Here is a 22,240-nt window from a genome sequence, read left to right as displayed (position 1 = left end):
CCACGCTAAAGTTCCGTGTTCGCCGACGGTGAACAAACCCACAGTTCAGCGCCCCTGGTGAACGACTTCACACCTGCGTGAGCACACCGTCACACGCTTGTAACGCATGGCGATACTGCGGCAATATCGGCTTCCTAATCTCATCCGCATGGCCCCGATCGAAACGCCCCACGCCGTCCGCGACCTGGTCGTCGTGGGCCACGGCATGGTGGGCCACCGATTCGTCGAGGCGCTGCGCAGCCGGTCCGACAGCGGGCGCTGGCGGGTCACCGTGCTCGCCGAGGAATCCGATCCCGCCTACGACCGGGTCGGACTGACCTCGTACACCGAAGGCTGGGATCGATCCCGGCTGGCGCTGCCGGGAAACGACTACGCCGGCGACGACCATGTGCGGTTGCTGCTGCGCTCTCGGGTCGCCGAACTGGACCTGGCCGGCAAGTCGGTGCTCGCCGCGGACGGGCAGCGCTACGGCTACGACACCCTGGTGCTGGCGACCGGATCCCGGGCGTTCGTTCCGCCGGTTCCGGGCCACGACCTGCCCGGGTGCCACGTCTACCGGACCCTGGACGACCTGGACGGCATCCGGGTCGACATCCAGTGCATGCTCGAAGCCGGCCACACTCGCGCCGGCGTGGTGATCGGCGGCGGGCTGCTCGGGCTGGAAGCCGCGAATGCGCTTCGTAGCTCCGGCATCCAGCCCCATATCGTCGAGATGGCGCCGCGGTTGATGCCACAGCAGCTCGACGACGCCGGTGGCATGCTGCTGAGCCGGATGATCTCCGACCTGGGCATCGCGGTGCACGTCGGCGTGGGCACCGAGTCGATCGAGCAGCTCACCCACCAATACGGCTCACCCAGTCTGCGGGTGCGCCTCTCCGATGGCACCGAGATCGATGCCGGGCTGGTGATCTTCGCCGCCGGAGTGCGTCCGCGTGACGAATTGGCCCGCGAGGCCGGCCTGGCGATCGCCGAGCGCGGCGGCGTGCTGACCGATTTGTCCTGTCGGACCAGCGATCCCGACGTCTACGCGATCGGTGAGGTAGCCGCCATCGAGGGCTGTTGCTACGGCCTGGTCGGGCCCGGCTACACCAGCGCCGAGGTAGTCGCCGACCGGCTGCTCGAGGGAGCCGCCGAGTTCGGTGAAGCCGACATGTCCACCAAGCTGAAGCTGCTCGGTGTCGACGTGGCCAGCTTCGGCGACGCGATGGGCGCCACCGAGAACTCGCTGTCGGTCGTGATCAACGACCCGGTGAAGCGCACCTACGCCAAGCTGGTGCTCTCCGATGACGCCAAGACCCTGCTCGGCGGCATTCTCGTCGGTGACGCCTCCTCCTACGGTGTGCTGCGCCCGATGGTCGGCGCCGAGCTGCCCGGTGACCCGCTGCACCTGATCGCGCCGCCAAGTGACGGCGCCAAGACTTCCCTGGGCATCAGCGCGCTGCCCGGGGCGGCGCAGATCTGCTCCTGCAACAACGTCAGCAAGACGCAGTTGTGCGACGCGATCGCTGAGGGCTGCCACGACGTGCAGGCGCTCAAGGACCGCACCAAGGCCGGGACCTCGTGCGGTTCCTGCATCCCGCTGCTCAAAGAACTGCTGATCGCCGAGGGCGTGGAGCAGTCGAAGTCGTTGTGCGAGCACTTCGCCCAGTCCCGCGCCGAGCTCTTCGAGATCATCCAGGTCACCGGAATCCGCACGTTCTCCGAGCTGCTGGAGCGCTTCGGCACCGGACACGGCTGCGACATCTGCAAGCCGACCGTCGCCTCCATCCTGGCCTCCACCGGATCCGAGCACATCCTGGAAGGCGAGCAGGCCGCGCTGCAGGACTCCAACGACCACTTCCTGGCCAACATTCAGCGCAACGGCAGCTACTCGGTGGTTCCCCGGGTGCCCGGCGGGGAGATCAAGCCCGAGCACCTGATCCTGATCGGCCAGATCGCCCAGGAGTTCGGCCTGTACACCAAGATCACCGGGGGGCAGCGGATCGACATGTTCGGCGCCCGGGTCGATCAGCTGCCCGAGATCTGGCGCAAACTGGTCGACGCCGGCATGGAATCCGGCCAGGCATACGGCAAGTCGCTGCGCACGGTGAAAAGCTGTGTGGGCAGCGACTGGTGCCGCTACGGGCAGCAGGACTCGGTGAAGTTGGCCGTCGACCTGGAGATGCGCTACCGGGGGCTGCGCGCTCCGCACAAGATCAAGATGGGGGTGTCCGGCTGCGCCCGGGAGTGCGCCGAGGCGCGCGCCAAGGACGTCGGCGTGATCGCCACCGAGCTCGGCTGGAATCTCTACGTCGGCGGCAACGGCGGCATGTCGCCCAAGCATGCCCAGCTGCTGGCGGGCGACCTCGACACCGAGACGGTGTTCCGTTACATCGACCGGTTCCTGATGTTCTACATCCGCACCGCGGATCGGCTGCAGCGCACCGCACCCTGGATCGAGTCGATGGAAGGCGGACTCGACCACGTCCGCGAAGTCGTCTGCGACGACTCATTGGGCCTCGCTTCCGAATTCGAGGCGGCGATGGCCCGCCACGTCGACAACTACACCGACGAATGGAAGGGGGTGCTCGACGATCCGGAGAAACTGTCGCGCTTCGTGTCGTTCGTCAATGCCCCCGGCGCCGAAGACCCCACCGTCGCGTTCACCGAACGTGACGGCCGCAAGATCCCGTTGCCCATCCCGGTACTGCGCATTGAGGAGGAAGCATGATCACCGCTCACAACATTGAGGCATGGACCACCGCCTGCCGATACGACCAGCTGATTCCCGGCCTCGGCGTGGGCGTGCTGCTCGACAACGGCAAGCAGGCCGCGCTGTTCCGGCTCGACGACGGCTCGGTACACGCGGTGTGCAACGTCGACCCGTTCTTCCACGCGGCGGTGCTGTCGCGGGGGATCGTCGGTGACCGCGGTGGCCGGCTGACGGTCATCTCACCGCTGAAGAAGCAGGCGTTCGCCTTCGACGACGGCAGCTGCCTGGATGACCCGCGCGTCTCGGTCCGGGTGTACCCGACCCGGATCGTGGACGGCTACGTGCAGGTCGGGCGCTTCGAGGAAGCTCACCAGGCGGTCGCCTGATCCACCGCCAGCCGGTAGCCGCGCTTGACCACGGTCGCCACGATGTTCTTGTCGCCCAAGGCGGATCGCAGCCGCAGCACCGCGGTTTCCACCGCGTGAGTGCTACTGCCGTTGCCCGGCAGCGCATTCAGCAGCTCGTCGCGGCACACCACCCGGCCGGGGTGGTGGGCCAATGCCCGCAGGGTCGCGATTCCGGCGGGTGAGACCGGCTTGGTCACCCCGTCGACCAGCACGCAACTGCTGCGGACCTCGATCCGGTGCCCGGCGGCGTACACAATGTGAGTGCGCAACCGGGGTAGCTGGTCCACGATGTGACGTCCCAACGCTCCCAACCGCATTCGCCGCGGCGACGAAGTGGGCACCCCCAGCAGCGCCAGCGGCCGGGCTGTTACCGGACCGACGCACATCGCGTGCACATCTGAGCGCAGCGCACCGAGCAACTCCTCGGAGAGGCCGAGCTCGCCGGCACGCGTCAGGGTCGCCACTACCGCGGCGGCCGAGGTGAAGCTGACGGCGTCGAATTGCCGTTGGGCGATCTCGGTGGTCAGCTGGTCGAACTCCCCGCCCGGACGGGCGGCCCGCCACCGGTAGACCCGGACGGGCAGCACCTCGGAGCCTGCCGAACGGAGTAGGTCGAGAAGCTCGGGAACGGGGTCGAAACCACCGGTGGCGCCGTGCAACTGGACCGCTACCCGGGCGCCGATGATGCCGGATCGGATCAGATAGTCGAGTACGGCGGCCGACGATTCGGATTCGGGCGACCACTCTTCGGGCAGCCCGGCGGCGCGCAAGGCACCGATCGCCTTGGGTCCGCGTGCCACGATGCGGGCCGAGCGCAATGCCGCGATCAGCCCTTCGGCGAGCCCCCAGCCTTCGGCGGCAGCGATCCAGCCGCGGAAGCCGATGGCGGTCGTCACCACCAGAATGTCCGGCGGTACGGCGATCAATTCCTCGGTACACCGGCGCAATTCGTCGTCGTCCGTCAAGTCGATCATCGCGATCGCCGGTGCGGCGCACACGGTGGCGCCGTGGCGCCGCAGCAGTGCGCAGAGCTCATCGGCGCGGCGCGCCGAGGTCACCGCGACCCGGTAGCCGCTCAGCGAGGTGTGGTCTGGCCGGCTCACGCCGATGCCAACGCCGCCCGAGCCGGGTGCGGGATCAGGACGGGGCTGCGCACATACCTCAGCCAGGTCAGGCCCGCGGCACCGACATAGCCTGCCATAAAGATCCAGAAGGCCGCCGTCGCCGAGCCGTTGGCCAGATACGACTGGCGCAGCGCCAGATTGATACCGACACCGCCGAATGCGCCGATGGCACCGGCGAATCCGATCAGCGCGCCCGACATGGCCCGTGCCCACTGCCGGCGGTCGCTCTCGCTGAGACCCAGCGCGTGGCTGCGGGCCTCGAACACCGACGGAATCATCTTGTACACCGAGCCGTTGCCGATTCCCGAGACGATGAACAGCGCGACGAAGCCGATCACGTAGCCCACCATGGTGGCGCTGGTCGTGGGGCCGCCGCGATGATCGGCGAGGACGCTGACACCGACGAGCACTCCCGCTGCGGCAAACATCCCGCCGAAGGCAGCCAGCGTGACCGGTCCGCCGCCGATGCGATCGGCGATCCGGCCGCCGACGATCCGGGCCACCGAGCCCAACAGCGGCCCCAGGAATGCGATTTGAGCAGCATGCAGGGCGGCCTGCGCGGGACTCTGGCCGCTGCCCACGAAGCTGATCTGAAGCACCTGGCCGAACGCGAAGGAGTATCCGATGAACGAGCCGAAGGTGCCGATATAGAGCAGTGCGATGATCCAGGTGTCGACCGCCGGCAGAATCGAGCGCATCGCGGTCAGGTCGACTTTGTGGTTCTCCAGATTGTCCATGAACAGTGCTGCGCCAATCCCGGTGACGGCGAGGAACACCAGGTAGACCGCGCACACCCAGTGCGGCTGGCGGTTGCCCGCGGTCGCCAGCACCGCCAAGCCGACCAGTTGAATCAACGGCACCCCGAGGTTGCCCCCACCGGCGTTGACCGCCAGCGCCCAGCCTTTGAGCCGGTTCGGGTAGAAAGCGTTCACGTTGGTCATCGACGCGGCGAAATTGCCGCCGCCGAGACCGGTCGCCGCGGCGCACACCAGATACGGCCACAGCGGTAGGCCCGGATGGGCCAACAGACCCATCATTGCCACCGTCGGGATCAATAGGACCAACGCGGAGAAGACCGTCCAGTTCCGGCCGCCGAACGTCGCGGTGGCCATCGAGTACGGGATGCGCAGGCCGCCGCCGGCCAGGGTAGCGGTGGCCGCGAGAAGAAATTTGTCCCCGCTGGTGAAGCCGTACACCGATTCGGGCATGAACAGCACCATCACCGACCAGATCGACCAGATCGAGAATCCGACGTGTTCGGCGATGGTCGACCAGATCAGGTTGCGCCGGGCGATCTTGTCGTTACCGGCGGCCCAGGCCGTGGTGTCTTCGGGATCCCAATCGGTGATGACGTGTGAGCGAGGCATGATGACACGGTAGGAATCTTTCGTTACGGCAAAGCTGCACCCGATGTCCCTCCGGTGAACTTCTGCTCACGGCCGGCCGGGTCTGGCGTGAGACCTGTCTCGAGACCGGGTTACCGGCCGCCGCCAAAGGATCCGGATCGCAACGGAAGCCGGGTCTGTGCGGTGAGGAACCGGTTGGCGACGACTCGGGCGAGGACGGGGTGGGCGCCCAGTGGCTCGGTGACCAGATCCGCTCCCGCGTCGTGCAGTCGCCGCTGAAACAGCCCGTCTGCCAAGAGGTACGAGGCGACCGCCACCCGCCTCGCGCCTCGACTGCGCAAGGCGGCCACCGCGTCGGGAACACCAGGCGCGCCGGTGGCGGCGAACGCCACCTCGACGTGCGCGCGCAGCATCCCGGACAGCATCCGGGCGGCCCGGTCGAGGTCGGCCCGCGCCGTCGGGTCCGACGAACCGGCCGCCGCGAGGACCACCGAGTCTCCTGTCCGCCAGCCCGATTCGACCAGCCGCCCGGCGACCACAGCGGCCACGCGCCGGTCCGGCCCCAGGGCCGGGGTCATCGTGACGTCAGGGTGGCCGCTGGCCAGCACATGGGTGGGTACGTCGACCCGGACGTGATAGCCGCGGGCCAGGAAGGCCGGCACGACGACGGCCGGGCGGCCGGTATCGGCTTCAGCGGCAAGAACCTCTGTCGGGGTGGGGCCCAGCACATCGACGAACGCCACCCGCACCGGCTGCGCCAGCAATGTGCCGACCCGCTCGGCGAGTTCGCCGATCATGACGACACCTTCGGGCCGGCGAGTGCCGTGTGCGACCAGGATGGGAATCATGCGGCCCCCGCTTGATCGTCGACCGCGAGCCGGTACCCCCGCTTGACCACGGTGGCGACGATCTGACTGTCGCCCAATGCCGTTCGCAGCCGAAGCACCGCAGTGTCCACCGCGTGCGTGCTGCTGTCGCGCCCCGGCAATGCCCGCAGCAACGCCTCGCGCGGCACGACGACACCCGGTCGGTGCGCCAGCACCCGCAGGGTGGCCAGGCCGGCAGGCGACACCGGCTTGATCATCCCGTCCACGAAGACCCGGCCGTCCTCAATCGTGATGAGATGACCGGCCGCCTGAACGGTGCTCATGTATAAGGTTTAGCGGCAGTCGATTTCATCGGTGTTACCGACCGATTTCCAACCGGTTGCCCGGTGTGGCGGCGATTTCGGTCACACCGACACCGTCTGGGTGTCACGCGGAGCCCGCGGGCTCGTGCCGGTCCGCATCCGCGGCGGGCGGCGCACGTACATCACCCAGGTCAATGCCGCTGCGGCGCAATACGTCGCGAGGAAGATCCAGAAGGCGGGTGTCTCGCTGCCCGTGCTGGCCCAGGCCTGCCGCAGCGTCAGGTTGATGGCGACCCCGCCGAGCGCGCCGACCGCGGTGGCGAACCCGATCAATGCGCCGGAATGCGAACGCGCCCAGTGGCGGCGCTCGCCTTCAGGGCAGTCCAGCGACCGGCTGCGGGCCTCGAAGATCGACGGGATCATCTTGAGCACCGAACCGTTGCCCATCCCGGCCAGGATGAACAACGCGATGAATCCGGTGATGTAGAGCACGACGCTGGTCGAGGACACCGTGCCCGGGGTGCGGTCGTCGATCGTGCTGGTGACAGCCAGTATCGCGGCGGCCACGATCATTCCGACGAAGACGACGAAAGTGACCCGCCCGCCTCCGCGCCGGTCCGCCACCCGGCCCCCGTAGATGCGCGACAAGGCGCCCAACAGCGGCCCCAGGAAGGCGATTCGCGCGGCGTACAGCGAGGCTTCGGCGGGGCTGTGGCCGGTTTCCTCGAATGTGACGTGCAGCACCTGGGCGAAGGCGAACGCGAAGCCGATGAAGGAACCGAAAGCGGCGCAATACAACAGCGAGACGACCCAGCTGTCCGGGATCGACAGGATCGATCGGATGCTGCCTACCTCTTTCGCGCCGTGGTCGAGGTTGTCCATCCGCAGGGCGGCGCCGATTCCGACCAGGGCGAGCAGCACCAGGTAGACGCCGCAGACCAGCTCGGGCTTGGTGTTGCCGAGGGTGGAGAGAACCAGCAGTCCGACCAGCTGGATGGCCGCCACCCCGAGGTTGCCGATACCGCCGCAGAGCCCGAGCGCGACGCCCTTGAGGCGTTGCGGGTAGAACGCGTCGACGTTGGCCAGCGACGCTGCGTAGTTTCCGCCGCCGAGTCCGGTCAGGGCCGCACACACCAGGTACATCCACAGCGGTTGACCGGGGTTGACCAGCAGCAACAGCGTACCGACGGTGGGTATCAGCAGAATCAGCGACGAGGACACCGCCCAGTCGCGACCACCGAATTTGGCGGTGGCCGCCACGTAGGGAATCCGCGCACACGCACCGACCAGGGTGGCGACCGCCGCGAGCAGCAGCTTGTCACCCGCCTTGATGCCGTAGACCGACTCGGGCATGAACAGCACGACCACCGACCACAGCGACCAGATCGAGAAGGCGACGTGCATGGTCGCCGTCGACCAGATCAGATTGCGTCGCGCGACGGCCTTGTTGCCGCTTTCCCAAGCCGCACAGTCCTCCGGGTCGAATTCGCTGAGATGGGTAGGCGTCATTGAACTCTCCTCGTGCTCTCCGGTCACCGTCGCCGTGCTGACTCGTCGCGAGGGGCCGCCGTGCGAACATACCGACCCGAACTGGCAGCTTGCGGTGTAGAAGCTGTAAAAGCGTTGGAGGGGTTCGCCGGTGTGGGCCGCGTCACCTATTGCGTGTGGGCGCAGCCGAATTCGCCGGGGTTATCAGCCGACCGGTAGCCAGCTGTTGACAGCCTGAGTGATCTGGAGATAGAGCGGAATGCCGATCGTCACGTTGTAGGAGAACGTCAGACCCAGCGATGCGGCGAGCGGCACCGTCGGACTGGCCTCTGGGATCGCAATCCGTTGCACCGCAGGGACAGCGATATACGACGCCGCGCCGCAGAGCACGGCGAACAGTACGTAGCTGCCCGTCTCGAAGTGTGTCCCGGTGACTTGCGCGTAAGTGTGGATGATGAAAATTCCGGCTACGGCAAAGAGATTCGGGGCCAGTAATCCGAACGCGATCAAGCCGCGTCCCGCGCTCCGCAGATCCTTGAGTTTGCGGGATGCCGTCATGCCCATCTCTAGCAGGAACAGGCACAGCATGCCCTGGAACGCCGTGACGAAGACGTGGTCGCCGTCCTCGATGACCGAGACGCCTTGCAGCCGGCCGATGAAACCGATGAGGATTCCGCCGAAGAGCAGGTACAGCCCCGGGTTGAGCAGGACTTCACGCAGCAGCGTTCCGTTGACCGGAGCAGTCGCCACCCTCGGGTTCACCTCGACCGGATCTGGGTGGTCGCGCTTCTCCAGCGAGATCTCCAGTTCCGCTTCGACCTCGAGCTCATGCCGGGTCTGGGGCTGCTGCGCCTGGGCGGCGGTGACCAGTTCGAGGCGAGCTTTCGGGTTGTAGCCCGGCTCATCGGGCATGTTGCCCACCGGGTCCATCCCGCGCTCCCGCAACCGCGCCACCAGCAGCAGCGCCACCACGCAGCCCGGGATCTCCATGACGGCCAGCATCACCGGCATGTAGGCGTCGAATGCGATGTCCAACGCGGCCAGTACGCCCAGGCAGGTGGCGAAGGTGCCGGCTGAATCCGAGCCGTAATAGCCGGCCACGGTGGCCCGGTCGATTCGTCGCATCTTCGTCATCCGGGTCAGCAGCCCATAGGCGACGAATCCGATGATCAGGTTGGTGAAGAACCCCAGCACGATGAAGCCCAGGACGTGGGCGATGTTCGAGGAGTCGATGGTGGCGAGCTCCTCACCGCCGCGCCATCCGATCGCCAGCAGCAGGTACAGCGTCAAACCCTGATACAGCACGTAAGGGAACTCGAACTGGATCTTCAGCAGGGGAATCAGGAAACCCATGTAGAAGAAGAGAAGCAGTGGTTTGAAGAGGTTGTGCGTGAAGTTGTGCCAGAACTCAAACAGCATGGAGTCTCCCGAGTCAGTATCCAGCGGGCCAGATTACTTCTCGAGGCTGGCCGACAGCTCCCGTGCAGGGTACGCATTTGCTGTGAGGGCCGCGACCGGAAGAAGCTTGGCTCGGATGAGGTCGTGGTGGCGTCCTGCTTCTCGTTTTGGCCTGCGGCATGTTCGAGACGGAAGGCTGGCGTCCTGGACGCAAAGTCGAGCCTGAATGAGGTAACCGGAGCCGACAGCTGAGGCGCGAGACCGGCTGTCTCGCAAGCGTTTCGCTGTGATCTGGAACGCTATCGCCAATGAGGAGTCCAGTGCGCAGATCGGGTCGGTGGGGCTCGCCAAGGAGGAGTTTGCACGCTGCTGTCCACCGTGACGCGGACGGCGATACGCACCTGACCCGGCACCGCCTGGACCTGCTGGCCCGAGATCAACGCCGTCATCGCCACCGGCATCACCAATGCCCGACCGGGGGCTACAACGTGCTGGTCAGCAGGTCAAACGTGCTGCTGGTGGATTCCGCAATCCCTATTCCGACTATCGCGAAGCAATAGGAGCTGCCAGGTTGCTGTGGGCCCAGCTGCCAATTCTCTGGGAATGCGACATTGGTGTCTAAGCCCGGCGTCCTGGAGCGCCGATGTTCCTGCCCGGGTGGCGACGCTTACAGCCGAGATACCGTCGCGCGGGCCGGGGTTAATCGGTCGTGTCGGCCGGTCGTTCGGAGTTCACACTTGCCGTGCAGATTTCACGGTAACCGCGTTTAAGTAGCGCCCGCCGCTGTAACGACTATCATACGGTGGTCCGTCCCGCCCCCTATCTCCGTCCTCCCGTCATGGAGTTGGATTCACCCGCACGAGTTCCGGCAGTGCTTTGCGCCAACCGCTTTAAGCCGCTGCCGAGAGAGCTGACCCATGTCACAGAGCCTGACCGTTTCGACTGAAAAGCCGCGCAACGGCCTGGCCGGCCTCGAACACTGGCGCTACGATCTGCGGTCGGGTTTCACGGTGGCCATGATCTCGCTGCCGTTCTCGATGGGAATCGCGATCACCTCGGGAGCGCCGCCGATCTGTGGAATCGTGTCGGCGATCATCGCCGGTTTCGTCCTGCCGTTTCTGGGCGGCTCGTATGTGACCATCAGCGGCCCGGCGGCGGGACTGGCACCGGCCCTGTTCGCCGGCATGATCATGCTGGGGCAGGTCCAATTGGGCGACGGCGCCTCGGAAGCCGACTTGCTTGCGGTGGGATACCCCCTGGTTCTGGTTGCCATCGTCATTGCGGGCGTGGTGCAGGTGATCCTTGCCAGGTTGAAGGTGGCCCGCCTGAGCGCCATCTTCCCGGCCGCGGCGATTCAGGGCATGCTGTGCGCGATTGGCCTGATGATCATCGCTAAGCAGATCCCGCTGTTTATGGGCGTGGCGTTCGAGGGCCGCGAATTCTGGGCGATCCTGGGCGAAGTGCCCCGCCAAGTCGGGGCGATGAACCCTCAGGTCTTCGGCCTGGGGATCGGTTGCCTGGCGGGGCTTTTCGTGCTAACGGCGGTTTCCGGGCGGTTGCTGAAGGTCATGCCGCCTCCGGTCTGGGTGTTCTTCGCCGGCACGCTCGCCAGCGTGTTCATCCTGAAGCTGGACGAGCACTACCTGATCAACGTCCCGGGTTCGCTCACGGATGGGGTTGTCCTGCCCCAGTTCGGAACGGTGTTCGCTCATCCCGAACTATGGCTGCCGCTGGTCTATCTGGTGGTCACCCTGGTCTTGATCGACGGGACCGAGTCTCTGGCGACGATCTCGGCCGTGGACAAGATCGATCCCTTTCGCCGCCGCTCCGACCCGGACCGGACCCTGCTGGCCATGGGCGCGTCCAACATCGCCTCCAGCACGCTCGGTGGCTTGACCATCATCCCCGGCATGGTCAAGAGCACGGCCAATATCTTGGGCGGCGGCCGTACCCAGTGGGCCAACTTTTATAACGCCTGCTTCCTGCTGGTGTTCGTGCTGCTGTTCACCGACCTGATCAACCTGGTCCCGTTGGCGGTGCTGGCCGCCGTCCTGGTGTTCATCGGCTACAAATTGTGTAAGCCCGCGGTCTGGATCCATGCCGCACGGGTCGGGACCGAACAGTTCGTCGTCTTCGCGATCACTGTGTTCGTGACGGTGACGACGGACCTGCTCATCGGTATTTTCGCCGGCGTCGCCGCGGAATTGATACTGAATCTGTGGTTGGTGGGCCTTTGGCACACGGTGCGCAACGGCTCGGGAACCGCCAAGCCGAATCTTGCCGGCCGCTTCCTCGGTCTCTTTCGCAACCCGGTGTCGCAGCGGGAATTCGATGACGGCGTTTACCAGCTGTATCTGAATAGTTCCCTGGTGTGTTTCAACCTGTTCCACGTAATTCGGGAGTTGGGTCAGCTTCCGCAGGGCACACGGGCGGTGCACCTAAACTTGAGTTCGCGCGTGTCCCTCGTCGACCACACGACAAGTGAATCCCTTCGTTCTTACCTGGAGGAGTTCAGCGGCCAAGACCAGCGTCCAAACTTGGTGATCGAGGGATGGGCCCATCTGCGGCCCCTTTCCAAGCACGAGATGAGCACCCGAATCGCGCTGGCCAGCCTTGAGGAGTTGGGCTACCAAACGTCGCCGTCGCGCCAGTCGCAGGCCAGCTCAGCGGTGGTATCCAAGTCCAGCTCGACCGGCATCACGAATACCGTGCCGTCCTCATCCGGGGTGCGGACCAGCCCGGTCGGGGACAGCACCGAGGTCGGGCCCCGCCACGGCAACCAGCCCCGGGCGGTGTAGAGCCGGCGGCTGATCTCGGCCGAACTGAGCGCACCCAGCTCGAAGGCGCCGCGGATCACCTGCTCGCAGGCATCCAGCACCGCGGTGGCCAGCCCCCGCCCGCGCTGATCCTCCCGGACGGCGACGGCCTCGACGTAGCCGCAGCGCAGGGACCGGTCGCGGTAGAGCAGCTGACGCCGGATCACCGCGCCGTGGGCGATCAGGGCACCGCGTTGCCAGATCAGGGCGTGCATGCCACCGAGCGCGTGCTGCCAGTCGGCGTCCGAGAATGCGTCCCCGTAGGCCTCGATGACCAGCTGATGAGCGCCGCGGCGGGTCTCGTCGTCCAGATCGGAGGTGTGGATCAGGCGGGCGGTGCGGACCTTGCGAAGCACCCGCCGGCCTACCAGGTCGAGTGGGCGGACGGGTGCTGACGTGGCCGCGACCAATGCATCCGCACGGTCTGTCCGGGCCGGACCTGCGCCAGCGTGTCGATGTCGTCCTCGACAACCACGCCGACCACCGGGTAGGCGCCGGTCACCGGGTGATCCGGGCCCAGGATGATCGGAAACCCGTTCGGCAGCACCTGGATGGCACCGCGGTCGGCGCCTTCGGCGGGCAACTGCCGCTCCGGCCACCGGTACTCCAGCGGCATCCCGACCAGTCGCATCCCGGCCCGGTCGCTGTGGTTGGAGACCAGCCAGTTGGTGCGCACCATGATGTCGGGGTCGACGAACCAGTCGTCGCGCGGCCCCGGGGCCACCCGCAGCTCGACGACGTCGCCGGGGATGGTTGCCACCGGCGCCTGGTCGACCTCGGGGTACTCGCCGGTCGGCTCGCCGATCTGCAGCACGTCGCCGTCGCGCAACGGCGCCGGTCCGATGGCGGCCATCACGTCGTAGCTGCGCGAGCCCAGCACGGGGGTGACCTCGATCCCGCCGCGCACCGCAAGGTAGGTCCGCAGACCCGATCGCGGCGAGCCCAGCGAGATCACCTGACCATCGTGGGCACGCTGAATGCTGTTGGTGCCGAATGAGATTCCGTTGACTTCGGGGTCGGTGTCGGCGCCGGTGACCGCGATGTCGACGTCGCCGCCGTGGACGCGGGCGGAAAAGCCACCGAACGCCACCTCGATGGTGGCCCGGTCGTCGGGATTGGCCAGCAAGCGGTTGGCCAGCTGGTGCGAGCGGCGGTCGGCGGCCCCGGACCGGGTGACGCCCAGGTGGCCCAACCCGGGGCGACCAAGGTCCTCGACCAAGGCCAGCGGCCCGGTGCGCAGTATCTCCAACGTGGTCATCGCAACCTCCCGTTCTCGAGTCCCGCGGCCCTCAGGCGGCCCGGAATTGCACGGTCAGGCCCGGTGTGAGCAGCGCCGGGCCGGGCCGTTCCAGATCCCACAGCACCGCGTCGGTCCGCCCGATCAACTGCCAGCCGCCCGGCCACTGGCGCGGGTAGATACCGCTGAATTGGCCGGCGAGCGCCACCGAGCCGGCCGGAACGGCGTCCCGTAATTCGGCGCGGCGCGGTACCTGCAGTCGCGGGTCGCCGCCGATCAAGTAGGCGAATCCCGGGGTGGAGCCGCCGAATCCCACCCGCCAGGGTGTTGCGGTGTGAGCGTTGATCACCTGGGGAACGGTCAAGCCGGTGCGTTCGGCCACCTCGGCGAGATCGGGGCCGTCGTAGACCACGTCGATCGTCACGTCGACGGCGGTGCCGGGTGGCGTGGTCTCGATTTCGCCGGAGTCGACGGTCAGCTTGGCCAGGCGGCGCCGGACATCGGCCTGATAGCCGGGCGCGGCCAGCTTCACCAGCACGGTGTGCGACGCCGGCACGATGTCGACGACCCCGGGCAGCGCCGCGGCGCTCAGGGCCGAGGTCCAGGCCAGTACCTCGGCGGTGCGGCCGAACTGCAACAGCAGTGCGCAGTCGCCGTAGTCGAGGATTCTGTCGGTTTTGGTGAGATCAGTGAAATCCAGTGCCGTGCTCATGTCTCCGACCGTAGCCACGGAAAGTGATCCAGGCCACAATTCTGCGGGCTATGCCAGAGGGGCCTTACCAAACGCGCAGAGTTGGGCCGCTAACCGAGGATTTTGGCGATCGGTCCCGGCAGCTGCTGGGCCACCAGGGGGTAGCTCAGCGGGGAGGCGAAGGCGATCGCCGCGGCCTGATCCCCGGTGGTGAAGACGCTGCGCGATTCACACCCGGCGATGTCGGGGTCGTCCAGCAGCGCCCGGCGTTCGTCGTCGTTCTCGGTGGTCCAGATCAGCACGTCGGCGGCGGCGAGGGCCGCGCCGCGCCGGTCGTGCTCGATGACCGCCGGCGTATCGGCGACGGTCAATCCCATCCGGGAGAGGAACTCGGTGCGCCACCCGGTGCTGGCGGTGAGGTTGCCGCTCTCGAGGCGACCCGCCAGCAACAGCACCTTCTTGTCTTTGAAGCCGGGGTGCGCGGCGGCGACGTCGGCGAACTTCGCGTCGACGCCGTCGATGAGCGACCGCATCTGGGCGCCCTGATGTACCGCTGTGCCGATGGCCGCGGCCTGAGTTTTCCACGGCTCGAAGAATGCGTCGCCGCCCGACTGCGGCACGGTCGGCGCGATCGCGGACAGCTTCTGAAAGGTGTCGGCGTCCACCCCGGCGTTCGTCGCGATGATCAGATCCGGCTTGAGCTCGGCGATCTGATCGACGTCAATTCCGTTGTCCAAGTTGAGCACCGTGGGTTTGGCGTCACCGAGGCGCGGCTGCGCCCAGGGCCACACCGCGAAGGGCTGGTCGCCGAACCAGGCGGTGACGGCGACCGGTACGACACCCAGCGCCAGCAGGTCGTCCTGCCCGGTGTAGCCCGCACAGACCACCCGCTGGGGTGGTTCGGGCACGGTGGTCTCACCGAACAGGTGGGGGACGGTCACCGGGCCCGGGGCGCCGGCGTCGTCGGGGATCTTGGATGAGCAGGCCGTCAACAGCGCTGCGGCCCCGGCCGTACCGCAGAGCCCGAAGAAGCCGCGTCGGCTCCACTGGTCGCGCATCGCGTGAGATTAACGCTGTTCAGCGCGGTTCGCCATACCCGCCGCCGCCGGGAGTCTCGATCACCAGAATGTCGCCGGGCGCCACGTCGGTGGAGTCGCAGCCGGCCAGTTCGGTGACGGTGCCGTCGGCGCGCTCCACCCGGTTGTGCCCGATCGCCCCGGGGGATCCCCCGGCCATGCCGTACGGCGCGACGGTTCGATGTCCGGACAGCACACTGACCGTCATGGGCTCGCCGAACTCGATCCGCCGCACGCCGCCGTCGCCGCCGTGCCAGCGGCCGGCACCACCGCTACCGTGCCGGATCGCGAACTCACGCAACAACACCGGGAAACGCATCTCCAGCACTTCCGGGTCGGTGAGCCGCGAGTTGGTCATATGGGTCTGCACCACGGCGGCGCCGTCGAACCCGTCACCGGCGCCGGACCCGGAACCGAGCGTCTCGTAGTACTGGCGGCCGGCATTGCCGAACGTGACGTTGTTCATCGTCCCGGACCCCTCCGCCTGCACCCCCAGCGCGGCCAGCAGCGCCCCGGTGATCGCCTGGGAGGTTTCGACGTTGCCGGCCACCACCGCGGCTGGATATCGCGGTGCCAGCATCGTTGCGTCGGGGACCGTGATGCGCAGCGGACGCAGACAGCCGTCGTTGATCGGGATGTCGTCGACCACCAAAGTGCGGAACACATAGAGCACCGCGGCGGTGGCCACCGATGACGGCGCGTTGAAGTTCGTTGCCAACTGTGCCGAGGTTCCGTCGAAGTCGACGGTGGCACTGCGGGCGGCCTTGTCGACAGTCACCCGGACGGCGATCGTCGCACCGGAGTCCATCACGTAGCGGTAGTGCCCATCGTCGAGGGAATCGATGACCCGGCGCACCGCCTCCTCGGCGTTGTCCTGGACGTGACGCATGTAGGCCCGCACCACGTCCAGCCCGAAATCGTCGATCATGGCGTGGATCTCGTCGATACCCTTTTGATTGGCGGCGATCTGTGCGCGCAGGTCGGCGAGGTTGGTGCCGGGGCTGCGAGAGGGGAACCGCCCGCCGGTGAGCAACGCTCGGGTCTGCGCTTCGCGGAACTGCCCGTCCTGGACCAGCAGCCAGTTATCGAACAGCACGCCTTCCTCGTCGAGGGTCCGGCTGTCGGCGGGCATGGAACCCGGTGTGGTTCCGCCGATCTCGGCGTGGTGACCGCGGGATGCCACGAAGAACAGCACCGGGTCGCCGGCGTTGGCCGAGGCCGGGTAGACCGGGGTGACGACCGTGATGTCGGGCAGGTGGGTTCCGCCGTGGTACGGGTCGTTGACCGCGTAGACCTGCCCGGGCCGCATCTGGCCGGCCCGCCGAGCGATCACCTCCTTGACGGTGGCGCCCATCGATCCCAGGTGCACCGGGATGTGCGGTGCGTTGGCGACCAGGTTGCCGTCGGCGTCGAACAGTGCGCACGAGAAGTCCAGCCGTTCCCGGATATTCACCGATTGAGCGGTGGCTTCCAGTCGAGCGCCCATCTGTTCGGCGATGGCCATGAACAGATTGTTGAAGATCTCCAGCAGCACCGGATCGGCGTCGGTCCCGGCCCGGTCCGCCACCGTCGCGGCGATTCGCCGCAGGATCAGCTGTCCGTCGGCGGTCAGGCCGGCCTGCCAGCCGTCGTCGACGACGGTGGTGGCGTTGTCCTCGGCGATGATGGCCGGCCCGGACACCACGTCGGCGGAGGTGATCTGCTCTCGCCGGTGCAGCGGCGCGTCCCGCCAGCGTCCGCCGGCGTAGAGCCGGACGAGTTCGGCTGAATCCGGTGCGGTGCCGGATGCCACGTGCAGGGCCAGGTCGGGTTGTTCGGTCAGACCGGTCGCCTCGACCGCGACCGCTTCGGCGATCAGCGGGCGCGTCATCAGGAACGAGTACACGCCGCGGTGGGTGCTTTCGAACGCCGTGGTCATCTGCTCGAGGCTGCCGAGTTCGACCGGGATCGAGGTGTCGGTGCCCTGGTAGCGCAGGTGGACCCGGCGTGTCACCCTTATCCGGTCGGCCGAAACACCTTGGGCGGCAAGGTCGGCGCGGGCCTGCTGTTCCAGGTCGTCGGCGACGCCAGCGAGGCCGTCGGCGTCCAGCCGGGTCTCTGTCGCCCGCTCACGGATCACGGTGGTGTCGGCCAACCCGATGCCCAGTGCGGAGAGCACACCGGCCATCGGCGGTACCAGCACCGTGCGGATGCCGAGTTCGTCGGCGACCGCGCACGCGTGCTGTCCGCCGGCTCCGCCGAAGGTGGTCAGGGCGTAGCGGGTGATGTCGCGGCCCTTGGCCACCGAGATCTTCTTGACCGCGTTGGCCATGTTCGCCACCGCGATGCGCAAGAACCCTTCGGCGACCTGTTCTGGGCTGCGCGCATCGCTGGTAGCGCTGAGGATTTCGCCGGCCAGGGCGGTGAAGCCCCGTCGCACCGCCGCGGCATCCAGCGGCTGGTCGCCGTTGAGGCCGAACACCGCCGGAAAGTGCGCCGGTTGGATGCGTCCGAGCATCACGTTGGCGTCGGTGACGGTCAGCGGTCCGCCGCGCCGGTAACAGGCCGGGCCCGGATCGGCGCCCGCAGACTCCGGCCCGACTCGGAACCGGCTGCCGTCGAAGTGCAGGATCGATCCGCCGCCGGCGGCGACGGTGTGGATGTGCAGCATCGGAGCCCGCAGCCGCACTCCGGCGACTTCGGTGGTGAACACCCGCTCGTAACCGCCGGAATCCGCGCTGTAATGCGAGACGTCGGTGGAGGTTCCGCCCATGTCGAACCCGATCACCGAGTCGAATCCGGCCAGCGCCGACATCCGCACCATGCCGACGATTCCGCCTGCCGGGCCGGACAGGATCGCGTCCTTGCCGCGGAAGTGATCGGCAGCGGCCAGGCCTCCGTTGGACTGCATGAACTCAAGGCGCACCCCGTGCAGCTGCTCGGCGACCTGCGCGACGTAGCGGCGCAACACCGGCGACAGGTAGGCGTCGACGACCGCGGTGTCGCCGCGCGGAATCAGCTTCGGCAGCGGACTGACTTCACCCGACAGCGAGACCTGGGTGAAGCCCAGTTGCTGCGCCAGCGCGCCGATCGCCCGCTCGTGCGCGGGATTCCGGTAACTGTGCAGGCACACCACCGCCAGCGCACGAATCCCGTCGGCGTGCGCCGCGCGCAGCTGGGTACCCAGGGTTTCCAGGTCCGGTGCGCGCAGGACGCTGCCGTCGGCGCCGATACGTTCATCGACCTCGATGACGCGTTCGTATAGCTGCTCGGGCAGCACGATGTGCCGGTCGAAGATGCGGGGCCGGTTCTGGTAGGCGATGGCAAGCGCGTCGCCGAAGCCGCGGGTGATGACCAGCAGGGTGCGTTCCCCGGCGCGCTCCAATAGGGCGTTGGTGGCCACCGTCGTGCCCATCCGCACCGCGTCGATGGTGCCGTCCGGGATGGGCGCGGCGTCGGGAATCTGCAGCAGGGCGCGGATTCCGGCCACTGCGGCGTCGCGGTACTGGGCCGGGTTCTCCGAGAGAAGCTTGTGGGTGACCAGTCGCCCATCGGGGCGCCGGGCGACGATATCGGTGAAGGTGCCGCCCCGGTCGATCCAGAACTGCCACGTCGTCGACACGGCTCACATTGTTACTCGGTGAGCAGCGATACCGCGAAGTCGGCGTAGATGCGGGCGGTTGCCTCCGGTGTTGCCGGACCGGCGGCGTTGAACCACTGCGGCAGCGAGGTGCACATCGTCGCGATGGCGCGGCCGGCGATGCGGCGGTCTGCGACAACGACGTCCCCTTCGCGCGATGCGCGGTCTACGGCGGCATCGAGGGTGTGCTGGAGCTGGTTTCGGGAGTTGGCGATGCGCTGCCGATTCACCGGGGTCAGGCTGCGCATCTCGCTGGCACCGATGAACGCCAGCTTCTGCCGGTGAGTGTGGAACAGCGCCAGCGCTTCGACGATGCGCCGCACCTCTTGGATGCCGGTTGGCGCACCGGCGCGGGCCGCGTCGACGCGCCAGCGCAGTTCGGTCATGGTCAGATCCAGGATCGCGACCAGCAGCGTCTGCTTATCCGGGTAGTGGTGGTAGATGCCCGGAACGCTCATCCCGGCGCGGGCCGCCAGATCCCGCATCGTGCTGCCGTGATAGCCGGTTTCGACAAAAGCGTCGATCGCCGCGGACAGCACACCGTCCAGTACCAGCGGTGGAAACGTTCGCCAGTCGCCGTGCGGAATCCCCGAACCCGCCGACACATTCTCCGAGCTGGTTGCCGGCACTTCGATGCTGCCCTCCACGAGCTGGGCGGCCGTCACGCCCAACGCCTGCGCGTACTGCTGCAGCCGAGTCACCGTGATTCCGGTCTTACCGTTTTCGACCGCACTCACCGTCGCCGCGCTCGCCCCCAAACGCTGCGCCAGCTCCCGGACGGTCAGCCCGCGCCCCCGGCGGGCCGCGCGGATCGCAACGCCGCACGCCAACGGTCCGGTCACACCACCTCCATGTTCAGGAATCCTGAACTATAACGCGGGGCAGGTGCGCCGCCAACCCCGCGTTTTGACTGGTGGCGGCTTCTATGTCACAGTCCGTACTGTTCGGGCCGAGTGATCGGTCGGTCAGAATGGAGTGACATGGCAATCGAGCTGAGCTACTCGCCGGACGTGACGGCGCTGGTCGAACGCACCCGGGCGTTCATCGAGGACGTCGTGCTGCCGGTCGAGGACCGGTTCGGCGGGGACATCGCGGCCGCCGGCGGCGACACGGTGATCAAGGAACTGCAGGCAGCGGCCCGGGAAGCGGGAGTGTTCGCGCCCCACGCCCCCATCGAATACGGGGGCCTGGGCCTGAACATGTCCGATCGCGCGCCGGTGTTCGAGGCCGCCGGATATTCCCTGTTCGGACCTGCCGCGGTGAACATCGCGGCCCCGGATGAAGGCAACGTCCATCTGCTGGCGGAGGTGGCCAGCACCGAACAGAAGGCTCGCTATCTGGCCCCGCTGGCGGTCGGCGAGGTGCGGTCGGCGTTCGCGATGACCGAGCCGGCCCCGGGAGCCGGCTCGGACCCGGCGGCGCTGGCGACCACGGCGCAGCGCCGCTCGGGAGACTGGTACATCACCGGCCGCAAGTGGTACATCACCGGTGCTGACGGCGCCGCCTTCTTCATCGTGATGGCCCGGACGTCCGGGGAGGCCGGGCAGCGTGGCGGCGCCACCATGTTCCTGGTTCCCGCCGACACCCCCGGCCTGACCGTCGGCCGGCACATCCCGACCCTCGACCGGTCCATGGTGGGCGGGCACTGCGAGGTGCTCTTCGACGACGTTCGGGTTCCCGAGGAAGCGGTGCTCGGCGAGGTGGACCGCGGCTTCGAGTACGCCCAGGTCCGCCTTGGCCCCGCGCGCATGACGCACGTGATGCGGTGGCTCGGCGCGGCACGCCGCGGTCACGACACCGCGCTGGCTCATGTGGTGGAGCGTCAGGCGTTCGGCTCGGCGCTCGGCGATCTGGGCATGATCCAGAACATGGTGGCCGACAACGAGATCGACATCGCTGCCACCCGCGCGCTGCTGGTGCGGGCGTGCTGGGAACTGGATCAGGGCGGCAACGCCGGCGATGCGACGTCGATCGCGAAGACCTTCGCCGCCGAGGCGATCTTCCGCATCGTCGACCGCAGCGTGCAGATGTGTGGTGCGCTCGGCGTCACCGAGGACCTGCCGCCGGCGCGGCTGTCCCGGGAAGTACGCCCCTTCCGGGTCTACGACGGGCCCTCGGAAGTACACCGCTGGGCGATCGCCAAACGGCGCATCGGCGCGGCCCGGCGAGCGCTCAAGGCGTCCCCGCGGTGACGGTCGACGGACTGGACCCGGCTGCGCTGCGCCACTACCTCATCGCACACGACGTACCGGTTCGCGGCGAGCTCGCCGTCGAGCTGATCGCCGGCGGCCGGTCCAACCTGACCTTCAAGGTCAGCGACGACGTGTCGGCGTGGGTGGTCCGCCGGCCTCCGCTGGGTGGCCTGACGCCGTCGGCCCATGATGTGGGTCGCGAATTCGTGGTCACCCGAGGCCTGTTCGGTACGGGGGTGCCGATCGCGGAGCCCATCGCGTTCGACGCCGACGGCACGTTGTGCGGTGCTCCGCTGACGGTAACCGAGTTCGTGACCGGCCGGGTATTCCGGCACAAGGACGATCTCGGCGTTCTCGCCGATGAGGAACTGGCCGCCAACGCCTCCGCGCTGGTGCGGATACTCGTCGACCTGCACGCGGTCGACTATCGGGCGGTAGGGCTCGAATCATTCGGCAGGCCAGCGGGTTTCCTGGAACGCCAGGTTCGGCTATGGGCCCGCCAGTGGGAACTGGTCAAGACGCGCGGCGATGACGACGCGGTGGACGGCGATGTGGCGAAGCTGGCCGCCGCACTCGCCGAGGCCATCCCGCGGGCCTCGGAGTCCTCGGTCGTGCACGGCGACTTCCGAATCGACAACACCCTCTGCGATCCCGAGCAGGCCGGGGTCATCCGGGCGGTCGTGGACTGGGAGCTGTCCACGCTCGGCGATCCGCTCACCGATATCGCGCTGATGTGTGCCTACCGGTCGCCCGCGTTCGATCTGGTCTTCGGCCACCCCGCCGCGTGGACCAGTTCCCGGCTGCCGTCCGCCGATGACCTCGCCGAGCAGTACGCCCAGCTTTCCGGGCGCGACCTGGCGCGGTGGAGCTTCTACCTGGCGCTGGCGAACTTCAAGGTCGGGGTCATCGCTGAAGGGATCACCCATCGGGCCCAGCACGGGGCCGGAAACGTGCTGCACGCCGATGAGGCAGCGCAGGCCGCGCCGGAGTTCATCGCCGCGGCCCGAAAGGCATTGAACAGCTGA

Annotated in this window: 15 protein-coding genes and 2 pseudogenes; 5 read left to right on the top strand and 12 right to left on the bottom strand. The window is 67.6% G+C overall.

The annotated features are described in order from the left end of the window. The first annotated feature begins 148 nt into the window (after positions 1-148). Positions 149-2,710, top strand: coding sequence for a nitrite reductase large subunit NirB (gene nirB / locus AC5Y31_RS09810; RefSeq protein ID WP_499979987.1), 2,562 nt, complete (start codon positions 149-151; stop codon positions 2,708-2,710). After that, a complete protein-coding gene (nirD, locus tag AC5Y31_RS09805) occupies positions 2,707-3,078 on the top strand; it encodes a nitrite reductase small subunit NirD (RefSeq protein WP_065023063.1) in 372 nt (123 codons plus the stop codon). Before nirB ends, nirD begins: the two co-directional genes overlap by 4 nt. Here nirD and AC5Y31_RS09800 read toward each other — a convergent pair. From AC5Y31_RS09800 to AC5Y31_RS09775, 6 genes and pseudogenes are all read right to left on the bottom strand, one after another. Next, a complete protein-coding gene (locus tag AC5Y31_RS09800; protein WP_499979986.1) occupies positions 3,060-4,202 on the bottom strand; it encodes a uroporphyrinogen-III synthase in 1,143 nt (380 codons plus the stop codon). The two genes, nirD and AC5Y31_RS09800, sit on opposite strands and share 19 nt — an antisense overlap. After that, on the bottom strand, positions 4,199-5,590 hold the full coding sequence (locus tag AC5Y31_RS09795) for a nitrate/nitrite transporter (RefSeq protein WP_499979984.1): 1,392 nt from the start codon (positions 5,588-5,590) through the stop codon (positions 4,199-4,201). The genes AC5Y31_RS09800 and AC5Y31_RS09795 overlap by 4 nt, the downstream gene beginning before the upstream one ends. A gap of 110 nt (positions 5,591-5,700) precedes the next feature. Beyond that, on the bottom strand, positions 5,701-6,417 hold the full coding sequence (locus tag AC5Y31_RS09790; protein WP_065023066.1) for a sirohydrochlorin chelatase: 717 nt from the start codon (positions 6,415-6,417) through the stop codon (positions 5,701-5,703). After that, positions 6,414-6,713 (bottom strand): annotated as a pseudogene (locus AC5Y31_RS09785) (winged helix-turn-helix domain-containing protein); the annotation flags it as partial. The pseudogene AC5Y31_RS09785 and the gene AC5Y31_RS09790, both read right to left, overlap by 4 nt. Positions 6,714-6,800: 87 nt before the next feature. Continuing rightward, positions 6,801-8,207, bottom strand: a complete 1,407-nt coding sequence (locus AC5Y31_RS09780; RefSeq protein WP_065023068.1) for an MFS transporter — start codon at positions 8,205-8,207, stop codon at positions 6,801-6,803. Between the two features lie 183 nt (positions 8,208-8,390). Beyond that, complete coding sequence (locus AC5Y31_RS09775) at positions 8,391-9,605, bottom strand: sodium-dependent bicarbonate transport family permease (RefSeq protein ID WP_499979979.1); 1,215 nt, start codon at positions 9,603-9,605, stop codon at positions 8,391-8,393. An 896-nt stretch (positions 9,606-10,501) separates the two neighbouring features. On the opposite strand from AC5Y31_RS09775, the pseudogene AC5Y31_RS09770 reads away from it, so the two are divergent. Continuing rightward, a pseudogene (locus AC5Y31_RS09770) lies at positions 10,502-11,716 on the top strand (SulP family inorganic anion transporter); the annotation flags it as partial. A gap of 494 nt (positions 11,717-12,210) precedes the next feature. Here AC5Y31_RS09770 and AC5Y31_RS09765 read toward each other — a convergent pair. The 6 genes from AC5Y31_RS09765 to AC5Y31_RS09740 form a co-directional block, all read right to left on the bottom strand. Next, positions 12,211-12,756 carry a GNAT family N-acetyltransferase gene (locus AC5Y31_RS09765; RefSeq protein ID WP_065023070.1) on the bottom strand — a complete coding sequence of 182 codons (546 nt, stop codon included), beginning with the start codon at positions 12,754-12,756 and terminating at the stop codon, positions 12,211-12,213. 8 nt (positions 12,757-12,764) lie between these two features. Next, a complete protein-coding gene (locus tag AC5Y31_RS09760; protein WP_499979978.1) occupies positions 12,765-13,658 on the bottom strand; it encodes a 5-oxoprolinase/urea amidolyase family protein in 894 nt (297 codons plus the stop codon). A gap of 31 nt (positions 13,659-13,689) precedes the next feature. Beyond that, on the bottom strand, positions 13,690-14,349 hold the full coding sequence (locus tag AC5Y31_RS09755) for a 5-oxoprolinase subunit B family protein (protein WP_499979977.1): 660 nt from the start codon (positions 14,347-14,349) through the stop codon (positions 13,690-13,692). A gap of 89 nt (positions 14,350-14,438) precedes the next feature. Then, positions 14,439-15,386 (bottom strand): ABC transporter substrate-binding protein, encoded by a 948-nt coding sequence (locus AC5Y31_RS09750; protein ID WP_499979976.1) that lies wholly within the window; start codon positions 15,384-15,386, stop codon positions 14,439-14,441. Between the two features lie 19 nt (positions 15,387-15,405). Then, positions 15,406-19,005, bottom strand: a complete 3,600-nt coding sequence (locus AC5Y31_RS09745) for a hydantoinase B/oxoprolinase family protein (protein ID WP_499979975.1) — start codon at positions 19,003-19,005, stop codon at positions 15,406-15,408. An 11-nt stretch (positions 19,006-19,016) separates the two neighbouring features. After that, positions 19,017-19,865 carry a TetR-type transcription factor C-terminal domain-containing protein gene (locus AC5Y31_RS09740; RefSeq protein ID WP_499979971.1) on the bottom strand — a complete coding sequence of 283 codons (849 nt, stop codon included), beginning with the start codon at positions 19,863-19,865 and terminating at the stop codon, positions 19,017-19,019. A 138-nt stretch (positions 19,866-20,003) separates the two neighbouring features. Between AC5Y31_RS09740 and AC5Y31_RS09735 the strand changes: the two genes are divergently transcribed. Next, a complete protein-coding gene (locus AC5Y31_RS09735) occupies positions 20,004-21,215 on the top strand; it encodes an acyl-CoA dehydrogenase family protein (protein WP_499979969.1) in 1,212 nt (403 codons plus the stop codon). Next, positions 21,212-22,240: a phosphotransferase family protein gene (locus AC5Y31_RS09730; protein ID WP_499979967.1), complete on the top strand. Its 1,029-nt coding sequence runs from the start codon at positions 21,212-21,214 to the stop codon at positions 22,238-22,240. The genes AC5Y31_RS09735 and AC5Y31_RS09730 overlap by 4 nt, the downstream gene beginning before the upstream one ends.

Source organism: Mycobacterium sp. NGS18 (genome assembly GCF_059813185.1).
The sequence above is the reverse complement of the archived record's forward strand: the minus strand, read 5'-3'. Positions and strand labels throughout refer to the sequence as shown.